Raw genomic sequence first — 21,766 nt, 5'->3', positions numbered from 1 at the left:
CCCGCCCCTCCCGGTGGCCGGGTCGAAGACGGTCACCCCCATGGGCGGCGCCCTCGCGGGGCATGCCGAACACCGGCCGCGTCCCGTAGGAGGCCACCGGCAGGTTGCCGCCCGGCAACGCCGGGACGACGGAGGTCCGCCCGCCCTCCTGCGCGGAGTCGCCCCAGGCCACCGCCACCCGGCCGTCAGGCGCGGCGGCCAGGACCGCTCGGCCGGCTCGGGTGCCCCACCCGTGCCCTCGGCGCAGGCGCCGCACGTCGTGGAGCCGGCGAGTCCGGCGCCGTGGAAGAACCGCACCTTGCCGCATCTCGGCTGGGTCGCCGCTCACCTGCCGCCGGGCACGTAGACGACGGCCTCGCCGGACGCGCAACCGTCGCCGCCGTCGTGCTTGACGGCCTCGATCTCGCTCGCCCGCACGTCCGGGATCACGGTCACCGCGCCGTCGCGTGACCCTGTCCGGGACGTCCGCTGCCTGCCGCCGCCGTCGTCGCGTTCGCCGGGCGCGCCGGCCAGAGCCCCATCCGCCCGTCGTGCAGCGGGCCCGACCACCGCCGCGGCGCCGAAGCCGTCGAAAGGCTCGCTGTTGCCGGGGCACCCCCTCGGTGTCCTGGGTGATGCGCCGGGGCAGCGCGCCGTCGCCGGTCACGTAGACGGCGCTCCGTCGGCGGCCTTGCCGTCCCCGTCGAAATCCCGCGCGGTGGCCGCTGCAGGACACCCGGGCGGCCATGCAGGACACTCAGGCGGAGATGCCGCAGATCCTCATCGGCATCCAGCCAAGCTCGGCGCGGCACGAGCTCAGTCCGACCGGGGCGGGCCCGTGGTGGTCACGGGCCCGCCCTCGTCGTCCCCCTCCGGCGGGCGCCCGGCGCTCGCACCCGCCGGGCCGGGCTTGCCCGGCCCGGCGATGACCAGTTCGCCCACCTGCCCGGCCAGCGCCTCCCTGGCCGGGGCCGCAAGCCCGGCGTCGGAGATCACCATGTCGGCCTCGCCGAGCTGGGCGATGGTGCTGATGCCGACGGTGCCCCATTTGGTGTGGTCGGCGAGCACCACGAGCCGGCCGGCCGACTCGATCAGGGCGCGGTCCGTCTCGGCCTCCATCATGTTGGGAGTGGTGAAGCCCGCTTTGACCGTCATCCCGTGCACGCCGAGGAACAGCACGTCCACGTTGAGCTCGCGGATCGCCGCCACCGCCACGGGGCCGACGAGGGCGTCGGAGGGCGTGCGCACACCGCCGGTGAGCACGACCGTCTGGTCGGCCCGGCCGCGGCGCCGGAAGACCTCGGCGACGCGCACCGAGTCGGTCACGACGGTCAGGGCGGGGACGGCGGCCAGATGGTGCGCGAGCGTCCAGGTGGTGGTGCCCGCCGACAGGGCCACGGCGGTGCCGGGGCGGGCGAGGGCGGCGGCGCGGCGGGAGATGGCCTGTTTCTCCGCCTCCTGGCGCACTGACTTGGCGGCGAAGCCGGGCTCGTCCGTGGAGCCGATGATGGTGGCGCCGCCGTGCACCTTGGCCAGCAAGCCGCGCTCCGACAACGACTCCAGGTCGCGTCTGATGGTGATGTCGGAGACGCCGAACACCCGCACCAGCTCGATCACCCTGACGCCGCCGTGCTGCCTGACCAGTTCGAGAATCGCCTGCTGACGCTGCGGAGCGAGCATCGCATCACCAGATCCCAACAGGTTACGACACCATCCCGATCGCATCATGACACGGCGGCGGCGGCGCGGCTGCCGGGGATTCGTCATGAAACCGTGCGTTGACAGTCCGAAATGTTGGCTTTTCGATGAATGAAGATGCGCGAACTCGGGGGAATCTGAAGGGTCCGGCTAGGAGGAACCCACGATGGCCCAACATCTGCCGATCTCCCGCCGTCATGTCCTGCTGGGAGCCGCCGCGTTCGGCGTCCCGGCCGTGCTCACCGGGTGCGGCTCCGACGCCCCCGGCCCCGCCTCCGGCGACGGAGGGCCGGGCACGGTCACGATCGGCTCCAACGCCTCCGACGAGATCCCGAAGAAGACCCTCGAAACCGTGGTCGGCGGTTTCACGCAGGCCACCACGAAGATCAACACCGTGGACCATAACACGTTCCAGGAGAACATCAACCGCTACCTCCGGGGCACGCCGGAAGACGTGTTCACCTGGTTCGCCGGCTACCGCATGCAGTTCTTCGCCGAGCAAGGGCTGGCCGTCGACATCTCCGACGTGTGGCGGGAGATCGGCGGCGACTACACGCAGGCGTTCAAGGACCAGTCGACCGGCACCGACGGCAAGCAGTACTTCGTGCCGTTCACCTACTATCCGTGGGCGGTGTTCTACCGCAAGAGCCTCTGGCAGGAGAAGGGGTACGAACCCCCCGCCACGCTCGACGAGCTGACCGCGCTGGCCAGGAAGATGCGGGCCGACGGGCTCACCCCGATCGCGTTCGCCGACAAGGACGGCTGGCCGGCGATGGGCACGTTCGACATCCTCAACATGCGGATGAACGGCTACGACTTCCACGTCTCGCTCATGGGCGGCAAGGAGTCGTGGACGGATCCGAGGGTCAGGCAGGTGTTCGACACCTGGCGCGGGCTGATGGAGTTCCACCAGCCGGCCGCGCTCGGCCGCACGTGGCAGGAGGCCGGGCAGTCGCTGGCGCAGAAGAAGACCGGGATGTACCTGCTGGGGATGTTCGTCGCCCAGCAGTTCCCGGAGGCCGACCGTGACGACCTCGACTTCTTCACCTTCCCCGAGATCAACCCCACGTACGGGACCGACGCGATCGACGCCCCCATCGACGGCTACATGATCTCCGCCAAGGCCAGGAACGTCGACGGCGCCAAGGCGCTGCTCAAGCACTTCGCCCAGGCCTCGTCGCAGAACGTCGCCACCAAGCTGGACCCCGGCATGCTGGCCGCCAGCTCCAAGGCCGACACGTCCGGTTACAGCGCCCTGCAGAAGCGCGGCGCTGAGCTCGTGTCGCAGGCCACGCACATCGCGCAGTTCCTCGACCGTGACACCCGGCCCGACTTCGCCTCGACCGTGATGATCCCGTCACTGCAGTCCTTCGTCGGCGACCCGGACGAGATCGACTCCTTACTGACGAGCATCGAGAAGCAGAAGGCCAACATCTTCCGCTGATGGCCGTCAAGACCCGTCGCTACTCCGCCCGCGACATGACCATCCTGGTCATCGGGCTGGGGGTGGCCATCGTCGTCAACGTGGGCCTCGTCTGGGGTCCCACGCTGGCCTCCGTAGGGCTGTCCGGCACCTCCTGGAACGGCATCGGCCCCATGGAGTGGGTGGGCGGGCGTAACTACCACGACCTGGCCGCCGAATATCCGCCGTTCTGGTCGGCCGTCCGCAACAACGTGTTGTGGCTGGCCTTCCTCGGTCTGGTCGCGACGCCGTTCGGGCTGTTCTGCGCGGTGCTGCTGGACCGGCGGCTGCGGTTGTCTCGCGTCTACCAGAGCGCCCTCTACATGCCGGTGGTGTTGTCCCTGGCCGTGGTCGGCTTCATCGCGCAGCTCGTCTACTCCTCCGACTACGGTGTGCTGAACGCGGTGACCGGGCTCGGCGTGGACTGGCTCGGCGACAGCTCGATCAACATCTGGGTCGTCATGGTCGCCGCCGCGTGGCGGCACGTCGGATACGTGATGATCATCTATCTGGCGGGGCTGAAGGCCGTCGACCCGGCGCTGAAGGAGGCGGCGGCGATCGACGGGGCCAGCGAGCGGCAGGCGTTCTTCCGCGTCGTCTTCCCGACGCTGCGGCCGGTCAACGTGATCGTGCTGGTCATCACGGTGATCGAGGCGCTGCGGGCGTTCGACATCGTCTACGCCATCAACAAGGGCAGGAACGGGCTCGAACTGCTGTCGGTGCTGGTCACGGAGAACATCGTGGGCGAGGCCAGCCGGATCGGGTTCGGCTCGGCGATCGCGGTGATCCTGCTGGTGATCTCGCTGGCGTTCATCGTCACCTACCTGTCGCAGCTGTTCAGGGAGGAACGATGACGCTCACCGCCCCCGCCTCCGCACCCCCGTCCCAGGCACGGAGTCCCGCCTCGCGGCGTCCCGTGCGACCGCTGCGGATCCTGCTGCACATCTTCCTCGCGCTGGTGGCGCTGGGCTGGCTGCTGCCGCTCGCGCTGGCCGTGTACGCGTCGCTGCGGCCGTACGAGGAGACCGCCCGCCTGGGCTACTTCTCGCTGCCGGACGATCTCACGCTCGACTACTACGCGGAGGCGTGGAGCCAGGCCGAGCTGCCCCGCTACTACCTGAACACGCTGATCATCGTCGTCCCCGGCGTGCTGATCACGTTGTTCCTGGCGTCGTTCACGGCGTTCGCCATCGCGCGGCTGCGCATCCCCGGGCGCAAGACGCTGCTGATCGTCTTCACCGCCGGCAACCTGCTGCCGCCGCAGGTGCTCATCACGCCGCTCTACACCCTCTACACGCTGATCCCGCTGCCCGCCTGGTTGTCGGACTCGCAGTCGCTCTACGACTCCTACCTGGGGCTGATCCTCATCCACGTGGCGTTCCAGTTCGGCTTCTGCGTCTTCGTGATGGCGAACTTCATGCGCACCATCCCCGAGGAGATCAGCGAGGCGGCGCTGGTGGACGGGGCCGGGGTGTGGAAACGGTACTGGCGGCTGACGTTGCCGCTGTGCCGGCCGGTGCTGGCGGCGCTGTCCACGCTGCAGTTCACGTGGATGTACAACGACTTCCTGTGGGCGCTGGTGCTGATGTCGTCGGGCGACAAGCTGCCCGTCACCTCGGCGCTGAACAACCTGCGCGGCCAGTTCTTCACCGACTACAACCTGCTGGCGGCCGGGTCGGTGCTGGTGGCGCTGCCGACGCTCATCGTCTTCCAGCTGCTGCACAAGCAGTTCGTGGCCGGCCTCACGCTGGGGTCGACCATGGGCTAGAGGAAGGCCCTGGAGGAGGAGGCTAGAGAAGAGCCCGGAAACGGGCGGCCACATGGTCCCACGCCCATTCGCGGGCGATCCAGTCACGGCCGACCGCGCCCATCTTGCGCGCCTTGCCGGGGTCGCTCAGCAGCTCGACGAGGGCCCGCGCGATATCGTCGACGTCCTCGCCGTCGACGACCAGCCCGGTCTCGCCGGACCGCACCGCGTCGGTCGTGCCGCCGGACGCGCCGACGACCACCGGCAGCCCGGTCGCCGACGCCTCCAGGAACACGATCCCGAGCCCCTCCACGTCCAGGCCCTTCCACCGGGTGCGGCACGGCATCGCGAAGACGTCGCCGGCGGCGTAGTAGCCGGGCAGGCCGGCCGCCGGCACCGCGCCGGTGAATCTGACCGACTCGCGCCCCGCCGCCAGCCGCTCCAGCGTCCTGCGGTGGGGCCCGTCGCCCACCAGCAGCAGGACCGCGTCCGGCACCGCGCGCAGCACCTGTGGCCAGGCCCTGATGAGCTGGTCCTGGCCCTTGCGGGGGACCAGCCGCGACACGCACACCACCACCGGCCTGTCGTCCAGGCCCAGCTCGGCCCTGATGGACCGGCGGGCCGTTCCGGGGCGGTACTGGCCGGTGTCCACGCCGGGAACGAGGCGTACGAGCTTGGCCGGGGGGATGGCGGCGGCCAGGCGGGCTCGCGTGTACTCGCCAAGATACGTCACCACGTCGGCGTGCTCGCCGATCCTGCGCAGCACGGCGCGGAAGCCGGGCGCGCTCGCCCACGACGCCTCGTGGCCGTGGGTGAGCATCACCACGCGCCGCGCGCCCGCCGCTCGCAGGCGTGGCGCGAGCAGGCCGAGCGGCGCCGCCGCGCCGAACACGACGGTCCGCACACGATGCTCGGCCACCAGCGCGGCCGCCCTGCGCGCGACGGCCGGGGCCGGCAGCATGAGCCGCGTGGGATGCCGCACGATCCGGTACGGCTGGCGCCGGTCGAAGTCCGCGCATCCCGGCCAGGCGGGGGCGTAGACGGTCACGCCCGGCGTGCGCAGCGCGAGCCCGTGCACGAACGACTGGATGCCGCCCGGCCGGGGCGGGAAGTCGTTCGTGACGAAGAGCACGTCCGCATGGGTCACGGCACCGGGACGCCGTTCAGCTCGGCCCATGAGCGGGCCAGGGCGATGCGCTCAGGGCTGGAAGGATGGGAGGCATAAAGCACATATTCCACAGGATCCGGCGACAAGTCGGAAATATTGGTAATTGCCAGCCGTTTTTGCATGGCGATGAACGTGGCCGGATCCCGGGTGAGGTCGAGCGCGTGCACGTCGGCCCTGGCCTCGACGTGGCGGCTGATCACATTCTGGGCGGGGCCCATGATCAGCGAGCCCAGCGTCATCAGGCCCATGACCACGCCGACCGCGCGCGGATCGGCGATCGAGGTGACGCCGGCGCGCCGGCGTACCGCGCCGAACACCACGAACAGCAGGACCGCGCCGAGCGCCGCCCCCAGGGCACCGACGAGCGTTCCGTAGAGCACGTCGTCGGCCTCGGCGTGGCCCAGCTCATGGGCGACGACCAGCTCGACCTGGGGCTGCGGCGCCTTGAGCAGCGTGTCGTAGACGACGATCCTGCGGGTGGCGCCGAAGCCCGACACGTACGCGTTGAGCGCCGTCGTGCGCCGCGAGGCGTCGGCGACCAGCACGTCCTGCACCGGCACGCCGTCGCGCTCGGCCATGTCCAGCAGATTGTCGCGCAACGAGCCCTGCGGCATGGACGTGAAGTCGTTGAACAGCGGCTCGAACACCACCGGATAGAGGAACGACATCACCACGGTCAGCGCGCACGCCCCCACGGCCGCCGGGATCCACCAGCGCCGCACCCTGCGGGCCAGCCCCACGAGGACGAGCAGCATGAGGCAGAGCAGGAAGGCCTCCACGCCGAGGCTCTTCAGCCGGTCGGCGGTCCAGCCCGCCCAGTCCTGGGTGGACAGGCCGTAGTCGCGCAGCAGCGTCTCGAACCAGACGCCGAGCGGCCACCTGACCGCCTCGACGATCGCGGTGAGGACCAGCACGCCGAGGACCACCCGCAACCACCAGGGGCCTTTCAGCCGGCCCAGCACCTTCGCCCCGAAGGGGGTGGCCACGAGCAGGGCCGCGAAGGCCAGCGTGAGCGCCAGCCCGAGATAGCTCGGCAGGGACGTGGCCGCGTCGAACGCCTGCGCCCTGGCGATCTCGGCGGCGGTGAAGTCGCGCGCCGGGTCGGGCGGCCCGGCGGCCAGGACCCGCCACGGCGTGCTGAAGGCGGCCACGGCCAGAATCACCGCCGCGAGCACCGCCAAGACCACGGCCGCCTGCCGCCTGAACCGGCGCTCGGCCGCGCCCACCGCCGGGTCGTGCGCCGGGTCCACCTCCGGGTCGCGTGCCGGGTGCTCGCGACGTCTCCACGCCCCCGCCGCTCCGTCGTCCGTCTGCGCGGGGTCCTTCGCCCTGACGGCGCCCGCGAGAACGCCGTCACCGGGCCCTGCGGCGGTCACCTCGCCGCCGCTCGCCTCGGCCTCCTCAGATGGGCCGTCCGCGTCCCGCCGTCCGCTCATCCTTCTCCCCACTCACGCGAGCTGCTCCCGCACGTACGCGCGCCACCGTGCCGTCAGCGTGGCCACGGACAGCCCGAGCGCGGCGAGCGCCTCGTCGACGCCGGCCGCCTGCGCATCACGGTAGAGCCTCACCAGGCTCCTCTCACCGAAACGGCGGGAGAGGAACCGACACGCCAGCCAGGCCTCCTGGTACGCCAGCGCGAGGCGTCCGGGGTCAGGCCCGCCCGCGGCGAAGGCCTCAGGCCCCGGCAACGCGGCCGGCACGCGCCCGGCCCGCACCTCGGCGGCCAGCTCGGCGGCGGCCGTGCGCACGGGCAGCCCGGCGTCCCGGTAGGCCACGTAGTCGGCGAAGCCTTCGTAGAGCCAGGCGGGCAGCCCGCCGGTGCCCGCGGCGACGTGGGTCAGCTCGTGAGTGAGGACGACATCCTTGCCGGTGGAGGTGAGCCTGCCGAACGGCTCGGGGACGACGATCACCCGGCCGTCGTCGGCCACCGCCGCCAGCCCGTCGAGCCGCTCCACTCCGGCCAGCCGGGCCGCGTCCTGCGCGGAGCCGGGAACGATGACCACGGGCCGCACCGGACGGCCGAGCACCGCCGTGACCCGCAGGCCCGCCGAGTCGGCGCGGCGGGCGAGATCGCTGAGCGTGGCGGGCGCGGCGCGGTGGCCGGTGACGAAGGAACGTGCCCCGCGGGCGGTGGCCTGGCCGTCCGGCCACAGGCCGCGGGCCTCTGCGGGGAAGACGGGTGATCCGGGAGCGGGGGCGTCGGCGGCGAGGCCGAGGAGGAGGAGCGCGGCCAGCGCGGCTCGTCGGCTCACCTGCTCGGACACCCTGCCGATCGTAGTGGGGGCCGATCGTAGTGGGGCCCGATCGGCGTGGGGCCCGATCGAGGGGCCGGTCGCCTACGACGGGAAGGACGCGCTTCCGCGGGAGCCCGCCCAGGCCCGGAAGATCTCCCGGGACCCGGGCGGGGCTTCATCAGAGGCCGGGACGGACCGCGCCGACGAACGACGACTTGCGCCATCCGCCCAGCTTGTCGATGCGCACCCGTTCGCCTGTCCGCGGCGAATGGATCATCTTGCCCTTGCCGACGTACATGCCCACGTGGCCGAGCCCGTTGAAGAACATGAGGTCACCGGGCTTGAGGTTGCGCCAGGCGACCTTGTTCCTGGTGCGGGCGAACTGGCTGCTCGCCACGCGCGGGAGTTTCACCCCGGCCTTCTTCCAGGCGTACTGGACGAGGCCGGAGCAGTCGAACGAGCCAGGGCCTGTGGCGCCGTAACGGTACGGGTCACCGATCTGGCTCTTGGCCACGGCGATGGCCTTGCCGGCCTTCACCTTCTGCCGAGCGATCTTGGCTGCTCGCTTCCGAGCGGCCTTGGCCGACTTCGCAGTGGTGGCGGCCGTGGCCGCCCTCACCGAGGAGAGGCCGGCCGTATCGCTCGTCGTCGCCGCCTGAGCCGTGGAGGCCGTGGGGGCATGGAGGACGAGACCTCCGGCCGTCACGGTCATCGTGAGCACCACGCCACGCAGGGCAAGGCGGGACAGACGGGGGTTGTGCAGGGAGGTAGACAGGATTTCTCCTTGGGTCTTCCACGAACGCCTACCGGGTTAGCTGTCGGATTCGGGCCTGGAAGTCGCCCTACGGCGCGATGGCGCGCCGATTCACCCCTGATCCCTGGGGAACTGGGATCGCTGGGTCCCCGGTTCCGTGCCTCCTGACTGCACGGATTCGGCAGGTCATCGCCCGATTCAGTGGTGGTGTCATGGGGATATCGCGGCGATGACCAGCGGATCTTCATCTGTCTTCACATCGGGAGGGACCGATGCGGGTTCGCGGCGCCATGGCTTGTGCACCGCGACGACGCCAGAAGCTACGCCGAACGGTCAAGGATCGGCAAAAGCGGAGTCAGGCTGTAAAGATCGACAAAGGCCTCAGTAAACTCCCGAACCCCTGCTGGAACATGGGGCGTCGTTACCAAAAAGTGACCCTGCTCACACTTCGCGACACCCCGGTCTTGTCAGGGGTCAGATGTCGCCTTTGTCACATTCCGCCTCGTATGCGCTGGACCCAAGGTGATCAAGGGAGAGCACACCGTGATCGCGGACCGTCCGCACGGCGGCAACGATGGCGCGTCGTAGAAGAATGGGCGGGAACTACGGGCGGACGGCGCCCACGAGGCCGCGTCCGTAGTCGGAGAGGCTGACGACCTTGACCACGTCGCCCGTCTGCGGCGCATGGACGATCTTCCCGTTGCCCGCATAAATGCTGACGTGCCCCAGGCCCTCGCTGAAGATGAGATCCCCCGGCTGGAGCGCGTTCAGCGACACCTTGCGGCTGGCGCCCCACGCCCACTGCGCCCACGTCGTCCTGGGCAGCGACACGCCCGCGGCCCGCCATGACGCCTGGGTCAGCCCCGAGCAGTCGTAGCCGCCCGGCCCCGTCCCGCCGAACACGTACGGCTTGCCGACCTGCGCGAACGCGAACCGCAGCACCGCCGCGGCGTTCCCCGACGCGGGTCCCGTGTACTCGATGCCGGTGCTGTTCGGATCGCCGGTCTTGTAGGCGCCCAGCTTTCTCAGGAGCTTCTTCTGCTTGGCGATCAGACCGAGGATCTCCTTGCGCTCCTTCTCGACCTCGCCACGGACCTCGTCGGCCGACCGCAGCGCGCCCTGCGCCTTGTCCCGCTCCTTCTTCAGCCCGCGGTTCTCCCGGTCGAACGCGGCCAGCTTTTCCGAGCGCTCCTTGGCCATCTGCCCGGCCAGCGCCATCCCGGCCAGCCGTCCCTGCGGGTTGTCGGCACCGACCAGCCCCGGCATGGAGGTGGCGTAGCCGCCGGCCCGGTAGACGGTGGCGGCCATGTCGGCGATCTGGGTGCGCAGGTCGGCGACCGTACGGAGTTTGCGCTTGTAGCTCGTGTTCAGCTTCGCGTAGGTGCCCTTGGCCTTCTTGTAGCGCTCGGTCGCCGAGTTGTAGCGGTCGACGACCTTGTCGGCCTTGTCGTTGAGCTTGTCGAGCTTGGCCTTGGCCTGCCCGATGGTCGGCTTCGGATCAGCGAGCGCCGCCCCCATGGGGGACACCACAAGCCCGAACGCGAGACCCACGGCCACCGGCACCCGGCCAAACCTCACTGCGTCGCCTCCCAGGGGATCTTTTACTGGGGCGAAATAGTACAGAAGTGGCGGGTGAGGTCTCACCCAAACATACCAATTCGTAACTTAAGCCCGGCCCAGGCGGCGCAGCAGCAAGCCAGAGGAAACGGGTCTGGCTCCCATCCGCCTGACGGACTCGGCCACCTCCCGGTCCGACGACACCACGGCGATGGCGCGGCCGGGCGGCTCGGCGCGGACGAGTTGGCGGATCAGGTCGTCGGCGATCTCCCCGGGCGCGCTGAACAGCACCCGTACCCCGCGCGGCGCCACGACCTGCACAGGGGCGTTGAGCTCCGCCCCGTCGAACACCGCGGTCACCTCGACCCTGGTCTGCGCCACCAGCCCGCCCAGCCCGGTCATCAGCCGGTTGCGCTGGTCGGCGAGGGTGAGCGTGCCGTAGCCGGTCTTCGTGACGTTGTAGCCGTCGATGATCAGGTGGATCTGCGGCAGCGCGAGGAGTTGGTCGAGGAGCTGCGGATCGTCGTCGGCGAGCGCCCGCGCGGGCACGCGCACCCCCGGCCGCTCGCCGGTGACCGCGGCGACCGAATCGGCCGGCCGGCTGATCGTGGTGGGCAGAGCCAGCTCCCTGCGCAACCCGGCCGACGCGTCCTGCAGCGCGTCGAGCAGCACCCTGATGCGGGCGTCCTCGATGCTCCGACCCTCGCGCGCGGCCCGGCGCGAGGCTTCGAGCTGCTTCTCCACGTCGGACAGCCGCTCGCGCAGCCGCCGCAGCTCGGACTCCCCCGCACTGCCCGCGGCCGAGGCGGCCGTCCTGGCCTCCTCGGCGGCCCGCTCCATCTCCTCGGCCCGACGCACCGCGGCCTTGGACCGCTCGCGGGCGTCGTGGAGCCTGCGGCGCAGGTCGGAGTTCTCCGCGCGGGAGGCCTTGACCTGCTCGCGCAGGCGGTCGGCCTCCTCCTTGGCAGCGTTCTTCTGCGCGGCGAGCTGCTCGCGCAACCGGGTGACGACCTGCTCGCGCTCGGAGTCCTCGGCGGCCGCGAGCGACTTCTCCAGGTCGGAGCGGGCGGTCTCGATCATCTCCGCCCAGCCGGGCGGGCGGGTGAGATAGGCGGCCGCGGCCACCAGCACGGGGTCGGCGGCGGGCGGCACGTTGCCCTCGGCGAGCGCGGAGACCAGCTCAGGCCAGCCCGCGGTCACCGACTCGGCGACCAGCTCGCGAAACTTCTTGTCGTTCTCCAGTTGGGCCGCGATGGGCGCGCTGGCCAGCTTGGCCCGCTTGCGGGGGTCGAACTTGGCGATGCCACGCAGCGGCGGCGGGATGGCGGCAGCGGGCATCGTGCCGAGGACTTGAGACGCCAAGTCGACGACATTGAGCCGCACCTGCTCGGGAAGCGGGCGAGACAGGCCTTCACCCGCTGAACTCATCCCACTTGTCCCTTCGTGACATGCCCTTTCAGACAAGGGTACGGCTGCCGCGTACCTGACCGTAACGGCCGCTCCGCTATGGGCAAGCGCTTGGTGGGGAAGGATCGGCCGCGCCGGTACGGGCGTCCACCAGGGAGGCCGACCATGGCGAAGCAGCCTCGCACCGCCACTCGTGACCTCGGAGAACCGCGTCAACTCGGCATCCGGCGGCTCTGCGGCAAGCCCGGCGAGGGCGCACTTGCCCGGGTTGCGCACCCCGGCGCGAAAAGCTGGAATTCCAGCGCCGCGGCCCTCCGAGCCCGGCATCCGCGCCCAGCCCTCCGCGCCTGAACCTCCGCGCCCAGCCGTCCCGGCCCTTCCGAGTCCGGTCTTCCGAGCCTCGGCCCCCTGCGCCCGACCGCTCGGCGCGGCGACTCACCGCGCCCTGATCGAGGGCCCGCCGAGCGGCGACCTCGCTACGAGCCCGCGTCGTAGACCAGCAGCGCGATCTGGACCCGGTTGTTGAGGTCGAGCTTGGTCAGGACGCGCGACACGTGGGCCTTGACCGTGGGGACGCTCATGAACAACTCGCGCCCGATGTCGGCGTTCGACTTGCCCTGGCCGACGGCCGTCGCCACCTGCCGTTCCCGCTCGCTGAGCCGGCCGAGCAGCCTCCTGGCGCGTTCCGTACGCTCGTCCGCCCCGCCGTCGGCCACATGCGTGATGAGCTGCCGGGTGACCGCCGGCGACAGGATCGGCTCACCCTCGGCCACCTTCCTGATCGCCTGCACGAGGTCGCCCGGCGCGATGTCCTTCAGCAGGAACCCGGCCGCCCCCGCCCGCAGCGCGCGCAGCACCTGCGCGTCGGCGTGGAACGTGGTCAGCACCACCACCTCGGGCGGCGCGGAGGTGCGGCGCAACGCCTCGGTGGCGGTGAGCCCGTCGACGCCCGGCATGCGGATGTCCATCAGCACCACGTCGGGCCGGTGCTCGGCCACCATGGGCGGCACCTCGGAACCGTCGCCCGCCTCGCCGACGATCTCGATGTCGCCGGAGCCGCCGAGGATCATCGACAGCCCGGCCCGCACCATCGCGTCGTCGTCGACGATCAGCAGCCTGATCGGCCCGCCGGCCGGAGTGCTCACGCGTCCTCCCGAGTCGTCTTCACCGGCCACGGCAGCCAGGCGCGTACCAGGAACTCGCCCTCCGGCGTCGCGCCGTGCTCAAGCCTGCCGCCCGCCAGCTCGGCGCGTTCCGTCAGCCCGATGAGCCCAGCGCCCGCACCGGGGATGCGCAGGCCGTGGCGGACCCGCAGCGGGTTGCGCACCTCCACCGACACCCCCATGCCCCGTTTGCCCGCCACGGTGACGGCCACCGGCGCGCCGCCCGCGTGCTTGCGGGCGTTGGTGAGCGCCTCCTGGACGATGCGGTAGAGGTTACGGCCCAGCCCTTCCGGCGCATTCTCCACCCCGAGGGTCAGCCGCACGTCCATGCCCGCCTGGCGGCATTCCTCGGCCAGATGGGGCAGATCGGCCAGCGTGGGCTGCGGGCGCTCCGGCACCGGTTCGGCCTCTTCGCCCTCCTCGCCCGGCTTGACGGCGCGCAGCACGCCGATCACCTCGCGCAGGTCCTGCAGCGCCAGGTGGGCGTTGTTCCTGATGGCGCCGGCCGCCCTGGCGATCTCCTCGGCGGGCGCGTCCGGCCGGAACTCCAGCGCGCCCGCGTGCAGGCTGAGCATCGAGATGCGGTGGGCGAGCACGTCGTGCATCTCCCTGGCGATGCGCTCGCGTTCGCTCCGCCTGGCCTCTTCCGCAGCCACCTCGGCCTGCTGCCTGAGCGACCAGATGACCTGCCGCCTGGCCCTGACCACGATGCCCCACGCGAGCACGGTCAGAATGAGCGCCACCCCGAGCGCCGCCGCCCAGCCCCGCTCGAGCCCATCCTGCGGCCGTAGCCAGACATAGGGTGCCAGCGTGATGAGGGAGAACAACACGAGCGGCCCGGAGATCTTGAACGGCCGGTGCACCGCCACCGTGAACAGCGCCACGATCGAGGCCCCGCCGGGCAGCTCCAGGTAGGACGAGAGCACCATCATCACCACGGCCAGGCCGACCGGCCATCTGCGCCGCAACCACACCGCCGCGCACGACAGCGCCCCCACGACCTGCTCGATCGCCTGCAGTGGCACCGGTTCGTCCTGGATCTCCAGCAGGGACACGAAGGTCAGGCCGCAGGCCAGCAGGAACATGAGGGTGTCGACGATCCAGTCGCGCGTCGAGCGGCGCACGCGCCCGCCTTCACGGGCGGCTCCGAGCAGCACCGACGGCAGCGCCCACCGATATTCGTAAGCGGGAGCGCCGTCCTCCTGGTGTGCCGTCACGTACACCGAGGTTAGGCCCTGCCAGGGGCGGGGCGACAGCGACCAAAGTCGATGCCGGCCGAGACCTACGGCCGACGCGGGCCGCCCGGCCGCGCGGCGAGGCTGGAGCCATGCAAGCGGTTCTGACGCTATCGGGGTGGCTGCTGCTCCTGCAGGGCGTGGGCGGTCTGATCAACACACTCTTCGGATGGTGGCGGTGGGCGCACGACCTGCTCGTGGTCAACCTGCTGCCGATCCTCAAGGGCTATGAGGTGTTCGCGGCCATCGTGCTCGGGGTGCTCGGCTTCGTGCTGCTGGCCGCGGCCGACGCGAAGAAGAAGACGGAGGAGGGGAAGTGAGCACGACCATGCTCAGGCCGCCGCGCAACCAGGCCGATCCGCGGGTGATCCCGTGGTGGACGGTGCAGTGGCTGCTCCTCATGGCGCCGATCGCCGTCGCGGCCGTGGCGGCGTACTGGATCTTCACCGAGCACCCGCTCTGGCTGGGCGCGGCGGTCGCCGTGTTCGCGGTGGCGTGCGTGGTGCTGGCGCTGGTGGCGCCGCGGGCGTACTACCGGGTGGAGCGGTGGGAGGTCACCGGCGAGGCGGTCTACACCCGCAAGGGATGGCTGACGCACACCTGGCGGGTGGCGCCGATGTCGCGGATCCAACGGGTCGACACCGCGCGGGGGCCGGTGCAGCGGCTGTTCGGTCTGGCGGACGTCACGGTGACCACCGCCTCGTCGGCGGGCGCCGTCAAGATCGAGGGGCTGGACCGTGCGGTGGCCGCCGAGCTGGCCGAACGCCTGACCGCCATCACGCAGGCGACACCCGGAGACGCGACATGAACGCGCCCGGGCTGCGGAGGCAGGACATGAGCGCGCCGGATGCCGGGAACCTGCCGGGACACCACCGCGACCCGCAGGGATCCGCCGTGAACACGCAGGCGGGCTGGCGGCGGCTGGCAGGAAGGAGCCTGTGGGTCTCGGGCGCCAAGTCGCTGGCGCTCGTGGCGGGCGCGGCGGCCGGGCTGACCCGCTTCCTGCTGGGCCAGGACTGGCAGGCCGGCGGGATCGTCGCGGCCTGCGCGGGCGCCGCGGTGCTGATCGTGGCCGCCGTGCTGGCCTACGACCTGGCCAGGCTGCGTACGACCCGCTGGCGGCTCACCCCCGAGCGCCTCGAGCTGCGCTCGGGCCTCACCACGCGCCAGCACCGCTCGCTCCCCCGCGACCGGGTGCGCAGCGTGGACCTCAGAGCCGATCCGATCCTCCGGATCTTCGGCTTGACCGTGGTCAAGGTGGGCACCGGCGAGCACGCGGGCGACCACACCGAGCTGAAGCTCGACCCGCTGGTCAGGAAGGACGCCGAGACGCTGCGCCGTACCCTGCTGCACCAGGACGAGGAGCGGGAGGCGCGGGACGGGCCGCTGGCCGAGCTGCGCTGGTCGTGGATCAGGTACGCGCCGTTGTCGGTGTGGACGTTCACGGCGTCCGCGCTGGTGCTCGGCGCGCTCTACAAGCCGCTCAACGCGATCGGGCTCAAGTCGGTCACCAGCAGGGTGGCGAACGACCTGTGGGGCTGGATCGCGGCGCAGCCGCTGACGGCGGTCCCGCTGCTGCTGGCGGTCAACCTGAGCGTCGGCGCGCTCGGCGCGGCGCTGTTGTTCGCCGAGTCGTGGGGCCGCTACCGCCTGGAGCACGAGCCCGGCCGGCTCAGACTGCGCCGCGGGCTGCTGACCACCCGGTCGCTGACCCTGGAGGTGCGCAGGCTGCGCGGAGTGGAGATCAGCGAGCCGCTGCTGCTGCGGCTGGGCGGCGGCGCCCGCGTCAAGACGGTTGCCACAGGGCTCGGTGAGAAGGCCAGGAACGAGACCGAGGACGCCGCCGCGCTCGCTCCTCCCCTCCCCCGTGACCTCGCCTGGCGGCTCGCCGCCGAGGTCGCGTCGGCCGGCGGCGCCCATCCGGCCGGCGTGCCGGGGTCGCGCGTCATCGCCGGCGGTACCGCGCTGATCCCGCATCCCCGGGCGGCGAGGCGGCGGCGCGTCGTACGGGCGTTGCCGGCGACCGCGCTCGTGGCCGCCGCGGCGGGGGTCGCGTCCTGGTCGGCGCCGTGGCCGTGGGTGCGCGCCTGGGTGTGGCTGATCCCCGTCGTGGTGCTGGTGGCCGGGATGTGGGGCGCCGTCGAGAGCGCCAGGAACCTCGGGCACGCGCTGGGCGCCCGGCACCTGGTCAGCCGGAGGGGCGTGGTGGTGCGGCAGACGGTCGCGCTCGACCGCAAGGGCATCTCGGGATGGACGATCACCGAGTCGTACTTCCAGCGGCGCTCGGGATTGCTGACCGTCTCCGCCACCACCTCCGCCGGACGCGGGCACTACGAGGTGGTGGACGTCGGCCGCGAGACCGGCCTGGAACTGGCCTCCCGCGCCGTGCCCGGTCTGCTGGAGCCGTTCCTCGTCAGGGGGACGACGGTCGCAAAGCAATGAGCCGCGAGATCCCCCATGGCTTGCCCATGCCCCTGTACTGGACAAACATGATCGCGCGGCTCAAGTGCTTGCGGTCTTAACCGTATTTGTCGCACTTGCAGCCGGGTTGCAGGCTCTTTAACCGTCGAGACGGACCGCCGGTCAAGAGAACACGACGACGACGCCCTTCCCCTTCCTTGCGGCGGGGGCGGAGCGGCGTCGCGTGAGGTCAGCTGCCCTTGGGCTGCTTGGTCAGCGTGGCCATGTAGGACTTGGCCAGGGTGAGCGCACCGTCCCTGGCCTCCTTCTCCGGCATGAACTCGACCTTGGACGAGTTCGTCGCCTCGCCCTCCGGCCGCTGGTGGCCCGAGTAGTCGACCCTGACGACCATGGCGCCCTTGCGTATGGTCACGGTGGCGCTGGAGGCCGAGACCTCGCCCCGCCTGGTCTCCACGTACTGCTGGTAGGCCTGTTCGCCGAGCCCGCCGACCTCGGTCAGCTTGCCCCACGTGACGCCGTCGAGCGACGAGTCGGCGGTGCTCTTGTCGCCGCCGTACTCGCTGACGTAATAGGCCTTGGCGGCGGGCGCGTCGACCGCTCCTGTCCGGTTGGTGAAGCGGTGCACGGTGATCAGCGCGCTGCGGATCTTCTTGGTGCCCTCCCCGCCGGGCAGATCCAGGTTGAGCCAGCGGCACTCGGTCTGGTTGTCGCCCCCGGCCGTGGTGCCGCGGGCCCTGGTGGTGGGCTCGGGCACGAGCTTCGTGGCCACCTCCGTCACGGCGGAGCAGTCGGCGGGGAAGACGGTCAGCACACTCGGCGAGGGCGTCGGGTCAGCGCTCGGCGACACCGTGGCCTCCGACGACTCCGCCTGGGCCAGCACGTCGGGATGCTGCGCCTGCCAGGCCGCCACACCCTTCGCGAAATGGCCGGCCAGCTTGGAGACCTCGCGGATCGCGTTGGCCTCGGTGATCGACTGGGTGGTCTCGTTGGACAGGATCTGGGCGTCCTTGCGCTGCTGGCTCGCCTGGTATTTGACCTCGATCGTCATGTCGTTGACGCGGGCGTAGGCCTTGCCGAAGGAGTACCACAGCAGCTTGCCGTCGCGGCGCCAGGTGTACTGGGCGAACGCGCTGTCGCCGACGCCCTCGATGTCCTTCACCGGCGAGGTGTAATTCTTCTCGCCGGGGTCGAGCGACGGCGTGGCGGTCTCGCCGTACTTGCCGCCGCGGTAGTCGACCTCGTAGGAGTTCTGGGCCATCGCCCTGCCGGTCTTGGCGCCCTCGCCCTTGTGCTGCTCGATCCGGACGTCGATCTCCCTGCTGCGCCAGAACTGGCCGTACGAGATGCGCTGGTTCTGCCAGTTGCAGCTGAAGCTGACCGTGTAGTGGTTGTCCTTGGACCTCTTGGCGATGGTCGCGTCGGGGACGAGCCGCTCGGCCTCGTCCTTGGGCAGCATGGCGCACACGTCGGGCCCCGTCGCGGCGGCGGCCGTGCTGCCCGTCGTGGTGGCGGTCGGTTGTGCCGACCTGCCGCCCGTCGTGTCTCCGGGCTGGGCGAACGGCGGCGTGGAGCTGCCCGCGACCTTGCCGTAGACGAAGTAGGCCCCGACGCCGCCCGCCGCGACCAGCACGACGAGGGCGGCGGCCAGCGTGGGCAGCAACCAGGCGGGCCGCCGCGGGCGCTGTGGCGGCATCTGCGGCATCTGCGGCATGGCGGGAGGCAGGTACGGAGGCGTGTTCTGCGGCATGTTGGGCGGCTCGAACTGCCTGCCTGGCACCTGGTAAGGGCTGGTAGGCGGCTCGTGCTCGCTACCGGGATTCACAAAGACTCCTGGGGTTGCCTTGACGTGCGGGGGTACATGGTAGTCACACCCCTTGCGAGAGGCTTGCAGGCGTTCACTTCGCCAGCGCCGCCGCCACCAGGCGGGCCGCGGCGACGGCCGGCTCCTTGTCCGCGGGGTCGGAGGACGGCACGTCGTCACGATGCCAGACCACCTCGCCCAGCAGGTTGCTCATCCGGAAGAGGATGACGCTGTCGGACGAGCCCTCCTTGCCGCTGTTGAGGTGGAACTTGAAGGTGTTCTGCATGATCGCCGCCTCCCCGACGCCCTCGACCTGGCTGACCGCGCCGCGCACCTCACGCATGTGCCTGCCCTTGGAGGCGGTGCGGGTGGTCCTCTCGCTGTTGAAGCGGCGCTGCGCGACCTGCGGCCCGCCGAGATCGGCGCCCGGCTTCTCCGCCCAGGCGCGCACGATGAGCCGGCGGCCCGCCGCGCCGTCGCGGACGAGCCACTGGCACTCCCCCGGCCTGCTGCGCGTGCGCTCGGGCCCGCCCTTCACCAGCTGGCCGGCCTGGGCGTCGGTGATCAGCGTGCACGGGTCGGGAGCCGTGGCGAACCTGCCGGTCTCCGGCCCGCCGCCGAGCGCGCCGGCGGCGTACCAGCCGCCCGCGCCCAGGATCACGACGGCCGCGACCGCCGCGGGCAGCAGCCAGCGGCGGGACCCCGCGCGCTTGCCGTGAGCGCCAGTGGTGACGCCGGTCAGGCCGCGCAGCACGTGGCGCACCTGGGCAGCCGTGGGCCTGACCGCCGGGTCTTTCGCGAGCATGGCCATCAACAGGCCGCCGAGCTCCCGCCCGGCCCTGGCGGGGAACGGCGGTTCGTGCAGCAGCACCGCCGCCGCGACCGCCGCGGACAGCTGCCGCTCGAACGGCGCCCTGCCCTCCACGGCCGTGTAGAGGCTGGCGCCGAGCGACCACAGGTCGGAGGCGGGGCCTGAAGGCTGCTCGTTGAGCCGCTCCGGCGCCATGTAGCCGGGCGAGCCCGCGCTGCCGAACCTGTCGGCGTGCCCGCCCATCGGCGCGGCGATGCCGAAGTCGGTCAGCATGGCCGAGCCGTCGGCGTCGAGCAGGATGTTGGCCGGTTTGACGTCCTGGTGCACCATGCCGTGCGCGTGGGCGACCTCCAGCGCGGACAGGACGCGCAGCCCGATCTCGGCGACGTACGCGGCGGGCAGCGGTCCCCGCTCCTTGATCACCTTGTCGAGCGAGCGGCCGGCGACCAGGTCCATGATGATCCACGGCTGGTCGCCCTCCTGGACGACGTCGTGCACGAGCACGATCGCCGGGTCGCGCAGGCGTCCCGCCGACCTGGCCTCGTGGATGGCCAGGTCGGCGAAGTCCGCCCGCTGGCGCGGGGTCAGCCCGTCGGGCACGCGTACCTGCTTGACCGCGACCTGCCGGTCGAGCACCTCGTCGATGGCGCGCCACACCGTGCCCGCGCCGCCCTGTCCAAGCCGCTCGATCAGCCGGTAGCGGCCCGCCAGCAGGTAGAGGTCACCCGGCATTGCGCAACGCCTGTTCGCTCGCCTGCGCCACCCTCAGCGCCGCCTGCTTGACGTCGTCGTCGGTCGGCTTGTTGGCCAGCGTGGAGTATTCGGCTCTCACCACGAGGTTGGCCAGCCGGTAGTAGACGTGGGCGGTGTGCACGCGGCCGGTGGGGCCCTTCAACTCGAAGGCGAAGGCCTCCTCACCCACGCCGCCGACCGTACGCAGCGGTGTGCGCGTGGCCTGCCTGGAGTCCTTCACGCCGATCTCGGGCCACGTCCAGGTCACCTCGTTGTATCTGGCCCAGTAGCGCTTCTGGTTCTGGAACAGCTTGCGGGCGGAAGCATCGGTCATCGACCAGGGATCGACGGTGTCGGAGTCCTTCTGCACCTGCAGGCCCACACCGCTGCCCGAGAGCGGCCAGGCGCACTTGGGGCCCGTCTCGTCGGCGTCGGGGCGTCCCTTGGGCGGGCTCTGCGTACGCAGCACGCTGCCGATCTCCTGGGAGCCGAGCAGGGTGCACACGTCCATGGGCACCGTGAACGCCGACGGCACGCCGTCGTCCTCCCCTCGCAGGAAGAAGAAGGCCGTGGTGCCCGCGGCGACCACGACCACCGCCGCGGCGGCGATGGCGATCCAGCGTGCCGCGCCGCCGCGCCGCTTCACCTTGGTCGGCGCGGTCACGGTCTGGGTGACCGGCAACTGCGGCGCCGCCCCGCCCGCGGCGACCTGGCGCAGCGCCTCCCCGGCCGTGCGCGCGTCGGGCCGCGCCGCGGGGTGGTGCGCCATCATGGCGGCCAGCAGCGGCCCCAGCGGGCCCGGCGCGATCGGGACCGGCTCCATCAGCGTGGCCCGCACCCGCTGAGCCGCAGAACCGGAGTAGGCGGGCCCGCCCGTCACCGCGACGTAGAGCGAGGCGCCGAGCGACCACAGGTCACTGGCCGGGCCTCCGGGCCGGCCCTCGAGGCGCTCGGGCGCGATGAACCCGGGGGAGCCGATCATGAGCCCCTGCTCGGTGAGGGTGGCCTGGCCCTCCTGCCTGGCGATGCCGAAGTCGGTGAGCACGACCCTGCCGCTGTCGGTCAGGAACACGTTGCCCGGCTTGACGTCGCGGTGCTGCACCCCCTGGGCGTGCGCCATGCCCAGCGCCTCGAGCACGTCGGCGCCGATCCGCGCGGCGTAGTCGGGAGGCATGGGCCCGAACTCGCGCACGGTCTCGGCGAGGGTGCGCCCGCGCAGCAGCTCCATGACCAGCCACGGCCGCTCGTTCTCGACGACCACGTCGTGCAGCGCCACGATGCCGGGGTGGCGCAGCCGCGCGGTGGCCTGCGCCTCGCGCACGGCCCTGGTGATCGAGTCGGACCGTTCCTTGGGTGACATGCCCTCGGGCAGCGTGAGCTCCTTGACCGCGACCTCACGGTCAAGCATCTCGTCCCTGGCCTGCCACACCTTCCCCATGCCGCCCGCGCCCAGCGGGCGCAGCAGGGAGTAGCGGCCGGCAAGTCTTCCCGCGGACATAAAGGGAAGGGTAACTACTTATGGGAGTTCTGCTGAACAGATTCGCGGTACGGGGCCTGGCCGCCCGGTGACAAACAGCGCCCCTCCGGTGACCTGTCT

20 protein-coding genes and 1 riboswitch are annotated in these 21,766 nt (G+C 71.5%); of the genes, 6 read left to right on the top strand and 14 right to left on the bottom strand.

From position 1 onward, the window contains the following. The 3 genes from E1294_RS27455 to E1294_RS27445 all read right to left on the bottom strand — a co-directional run. Nucleotides 1-256, bottom strand: a 256-nt coding sequence (locus E1294_RS27455; RefSeq protein ID WP_132513002.1) for a hypothetical protein, incomplete at its 3' end; no start/stop codon positions are given. A 68-nt stretch (nt 257-324) separates the two neighbouring features. Next, entirely contained in the window at nt 325-549 is a 225-nt protein-coding gene (locus E1294_RS27450) for a hypothetical protein (RefSeq protein WP_132513000.1), read from the bottom strand. 246 nt (nt 550-795) lie between these two features. Further along, nucleotides 796-1,659: a DeoR/GlpR family DNA-binding transcription regulator gene (locus E1294_RS27445; RefSeq protein WP_132512998.1), complete on the bottom strand. Its 864-nt coding sequence runs from the start codon at nt 1,657-1,659 to the stop codon at nt 796-798. A 184-nt stretch (nt 1,660-1,843) separates the two neighbouring features. On the opposite strand from E1294_RS27445, the gene E1294_RS27440 reads away from it, so the two are divergent. Genes E1294_RS27440 through E1294_RS27430 form a run of 3 tightly spaced genes read left to right on the top strand, consistent with a single transcriptional unit; the run spans nt 1,844 to nt 4,907 of the window. After that, on the top strand, nt 1,844-3,121 hold the full coding sequence (locus tag E1294_RS27440) for an ABC transporter substrate-binding protein (RefSeq protein ID WP_132512996.1): 1,278 nt from the start codon (nt 1,844-1,846) through the stop codon (nt 3,119-3,121). Continuing rightward, nucleotides 3,121-3,993 carry a carbohydrate ABC transporter permease gene (locus tag E1294_RS27435; RefSeq protein ID WP_132512994.1) on the top strand — a complete coding sequence of 291 codons (873 nt, stop codon included), beginning with the start codon at nt 3,121-3,123 and terminating at the stop codon, nt 3,991-3,993. Before E1294_RS27440 ends, E1294_RS27435 begins: the two co-directional genes overlap by 1 nt. Continuing rightward, complete coding sequence (locus tag E1294_RS27430) at nt 3,990-4,907, top strand: carbohydrate ABC transporter permease (protein ID WP_132512992.1); 918 nt, start codon at nt 3,990-3,992, stop codon at nt 4,905-4,907. The genes E1294_RS27435 and E1294_RS27430 overlap by 4 nt, the downstream gene beginning before the upstream one ends. A gap of 22 nt (nt 4,908-4,929) precedes the next feature. Here E1294_RS27430 and E1294_RS27425 read toward each other — a convergent pair whose 3' ends face one another. The 8 genes from E1294_RS27425 to E1294_RS27390 all read right to left on the bottom strand — a co-directional run bounded on the left by E1294_RS27425 (nt 4,930) and on the right by E1294_RS27390 (nt 14,386). Further along, nucleotides 4,930-6,063, bottom strand: coding sequence for a glycosyltransferase family 4 protein (locus E1294_RS27425; protein WP_132512990.1), 1,134 nt, complete (start codon nt 6,061-6,063; stop codon nt 4,930-4,932). Continuing rightward, entirely contained in the window at nt 6,030-7,490 is a 1,461-nt protein-coding gene (locus E1294_RS27420; protein WP_132512988.1) for a M48 family metallopeptidase, read from the bottom strand. The genes E1294_RS27425 and E1294_RS27420 overlap by 34 nt, the downstream gene beginning before the upstream one ends. Before the next feature lie 12 nt (nt 7,491-7,502). Continuing rightward, complete coding sequence (locus tag E1294_RS27415; RefSeq protein WP_132512986.1) at nt 7,503-8,318, bottom strand: hypothetical protein; 816 nt, start codon at nt 8,316-8,318, stop codon at nt 7,503-7,505. Between the two features lie 148 nt (nt 8,319-8,466). Beyond that, complete coding sequence (locus E1294_RS27410; protein WP_132512984.1) at nt 8,467-9,012, bottom strand: C40 family peptidase; 546 nt, start codon at nt 9,010-9,012, stop codon at nt 8,467-8,469. A 61-nt stretch (nt 9,013-9,073) separates the two neighbouring features. After that, a riboswitch (cyclic di-AMP (ydaO/yuaA leader) is annotated at nt 9,074-9,236 on the bottom strand. A 409-nt stretch (nt 9,237-9,645) separates the two neighbouring features. Further along, nucleotides 9,646-10,605, bottom strand: coding sequence for a C40 family peptidase (locus E1294_RS27405; RefSeq protein ID WP_132513010.1), 960 nt, complete (start codon nt 10,603-10,605; stop codon nt 9,646-9,648). A 102-nt stretch (nt 10,606-10,707) separates the two neighbouring features. Beyond that, nucleotides 10,708-12,027 (bottom strand): NYN domain-containing protein, encoded by a 1,320-nt coding sequence (locus tag E1294_RS27400; protein WP_132512982.1) that lies wholly within the window; start codon nt 12,025-12,027, stop codon nt 10,708-10,710. A 455-nt stretch (nt 12,028-12,482) separates the two neighbouring features. After that, on the bottom strand, nt 12,483-13,151 hold the full coding sequence (locus E1294_RS27395; RefSeq protein WP_220447967.1) for a response regulator: 669 nt from the start codon (nt 13,149-13,151) through the stop codon (nt 12,483-12,485). Continuing rightward, entirely contained in the window at nt 13,148-14,386 is a 1,239-nt protein-coding gene (locus E1294_RS27390) for a sensor histidine kinase (protein WP_132512980.1), read from the bottom strand. Before E1294_RS27390 ends, E1294_RS27395 begins: the two co-directional genes overlap by 4 nt. Nucleotides 14,387-14,496: 110 nt before the next feature. Here E1294_RS27390 and E1294_RS27385 point away from each other — a divergent pair, with 110 nt between their 5' ends. Genes E1294_RS27385 through E1294_RS27375 form a run of 3 tightly spaced genes read left to right on the top strand, consistent with a single transcriptional unit; the run spans nt 14,497 to nt 16,846 of the window. Next, complete coding sequence (locus E1294_RS27385; RefSeq protein WP_132512978.1) at nt 14,497-14,724, top strand: hypothetical protein; 228 nt, start codon at nt 14,497-14,499, stop codon at nt 14,722-14,724. Between the two features lie 8 nt (nt 14,725-14,732). Beyond that, nucleotides 14,733-15,212: a PH domain-containing protein gene (locus tag E1294_RS27380; RefSeq protein ID WP_132513006.1), complete on the top strand. Its 480-nt coding sequence runs from the start codon at nt 14,733-14,735 to the stop codon at nt 15,210-15,212. Between the two features lie 26 nt (nt 15,213-15,238). Then, nucleotides 15,239-16,846 carry a PH domain-containing protein gene (locus tag E1294_RS27375; protein ID WP_132512976.1) on the top strand — a complete coding sequence of 536 codons (1,608 nt, stop codon included), beginning with the start codon at nt 15,239-15,241 and terminating at the stop codon, nt 16,844-16,846. Nucleotides 16,847-17,054: 208 nt separating this feature from the next. On the opposite strand, the gene E1294_RS27370 is transcribed toward E1294_RS27375, so the two are convergent. The 3 genes from E1294_RS27370 to E1294_RS27360 form a co-directional block, all read right to left on the bottom strand. Then, complete coding sequence (locus E1294_RS27370) at nt 17,055-18,647, bottom strand: hypothetical protein (protein WP_132512974.1); 1,593 nt, start codon at nt 18,645-18,647, stop codon at nt 17,055-17,057. A 73-nt stretch (nt 18,648-18,720) separates the two neighbouring features. After that, nucleotides 18,721-20,169: a serine/threonine-protein kinase gene (locus E1294_RS27365; protein ID WP_132512972.1), complete on the bottom strand. Its 1,449-nt coding sequence runs from the start codon at nt 20,167-20,169 to the stop codon at nt 18,721-18,723. After that, entirely contained in the window at nt 20,159-21,667 is a 1,509-nt protein-coding gene (locus tag E1294_RS27360; protein ID WP_132512970.1) for a serine/threonine-protein kinase, read from the bottom strand. Before E1294_RS27360 ends, E1294_RS27365 begins: the two co-directional genes overlap by 11 nt. Nucleotides 21,668-21,766: the final 99 nt, after the last annotated feature.

The organism is Nonomuraea diastatica, from assembly GCF_004349015.1.
Taxonomy (GTDB): domain Bacteria; phylum Actinomycetota; class Actinomycetes; order Streptosporangiales; family Streptosporangiaceae; genus Nonomuraea; species Nonomuraea diastatica.
Note: the sequence above shows the minus strand (reverse complement) of the source record. Positions and strands in the feature narration are given on the sequence as shown.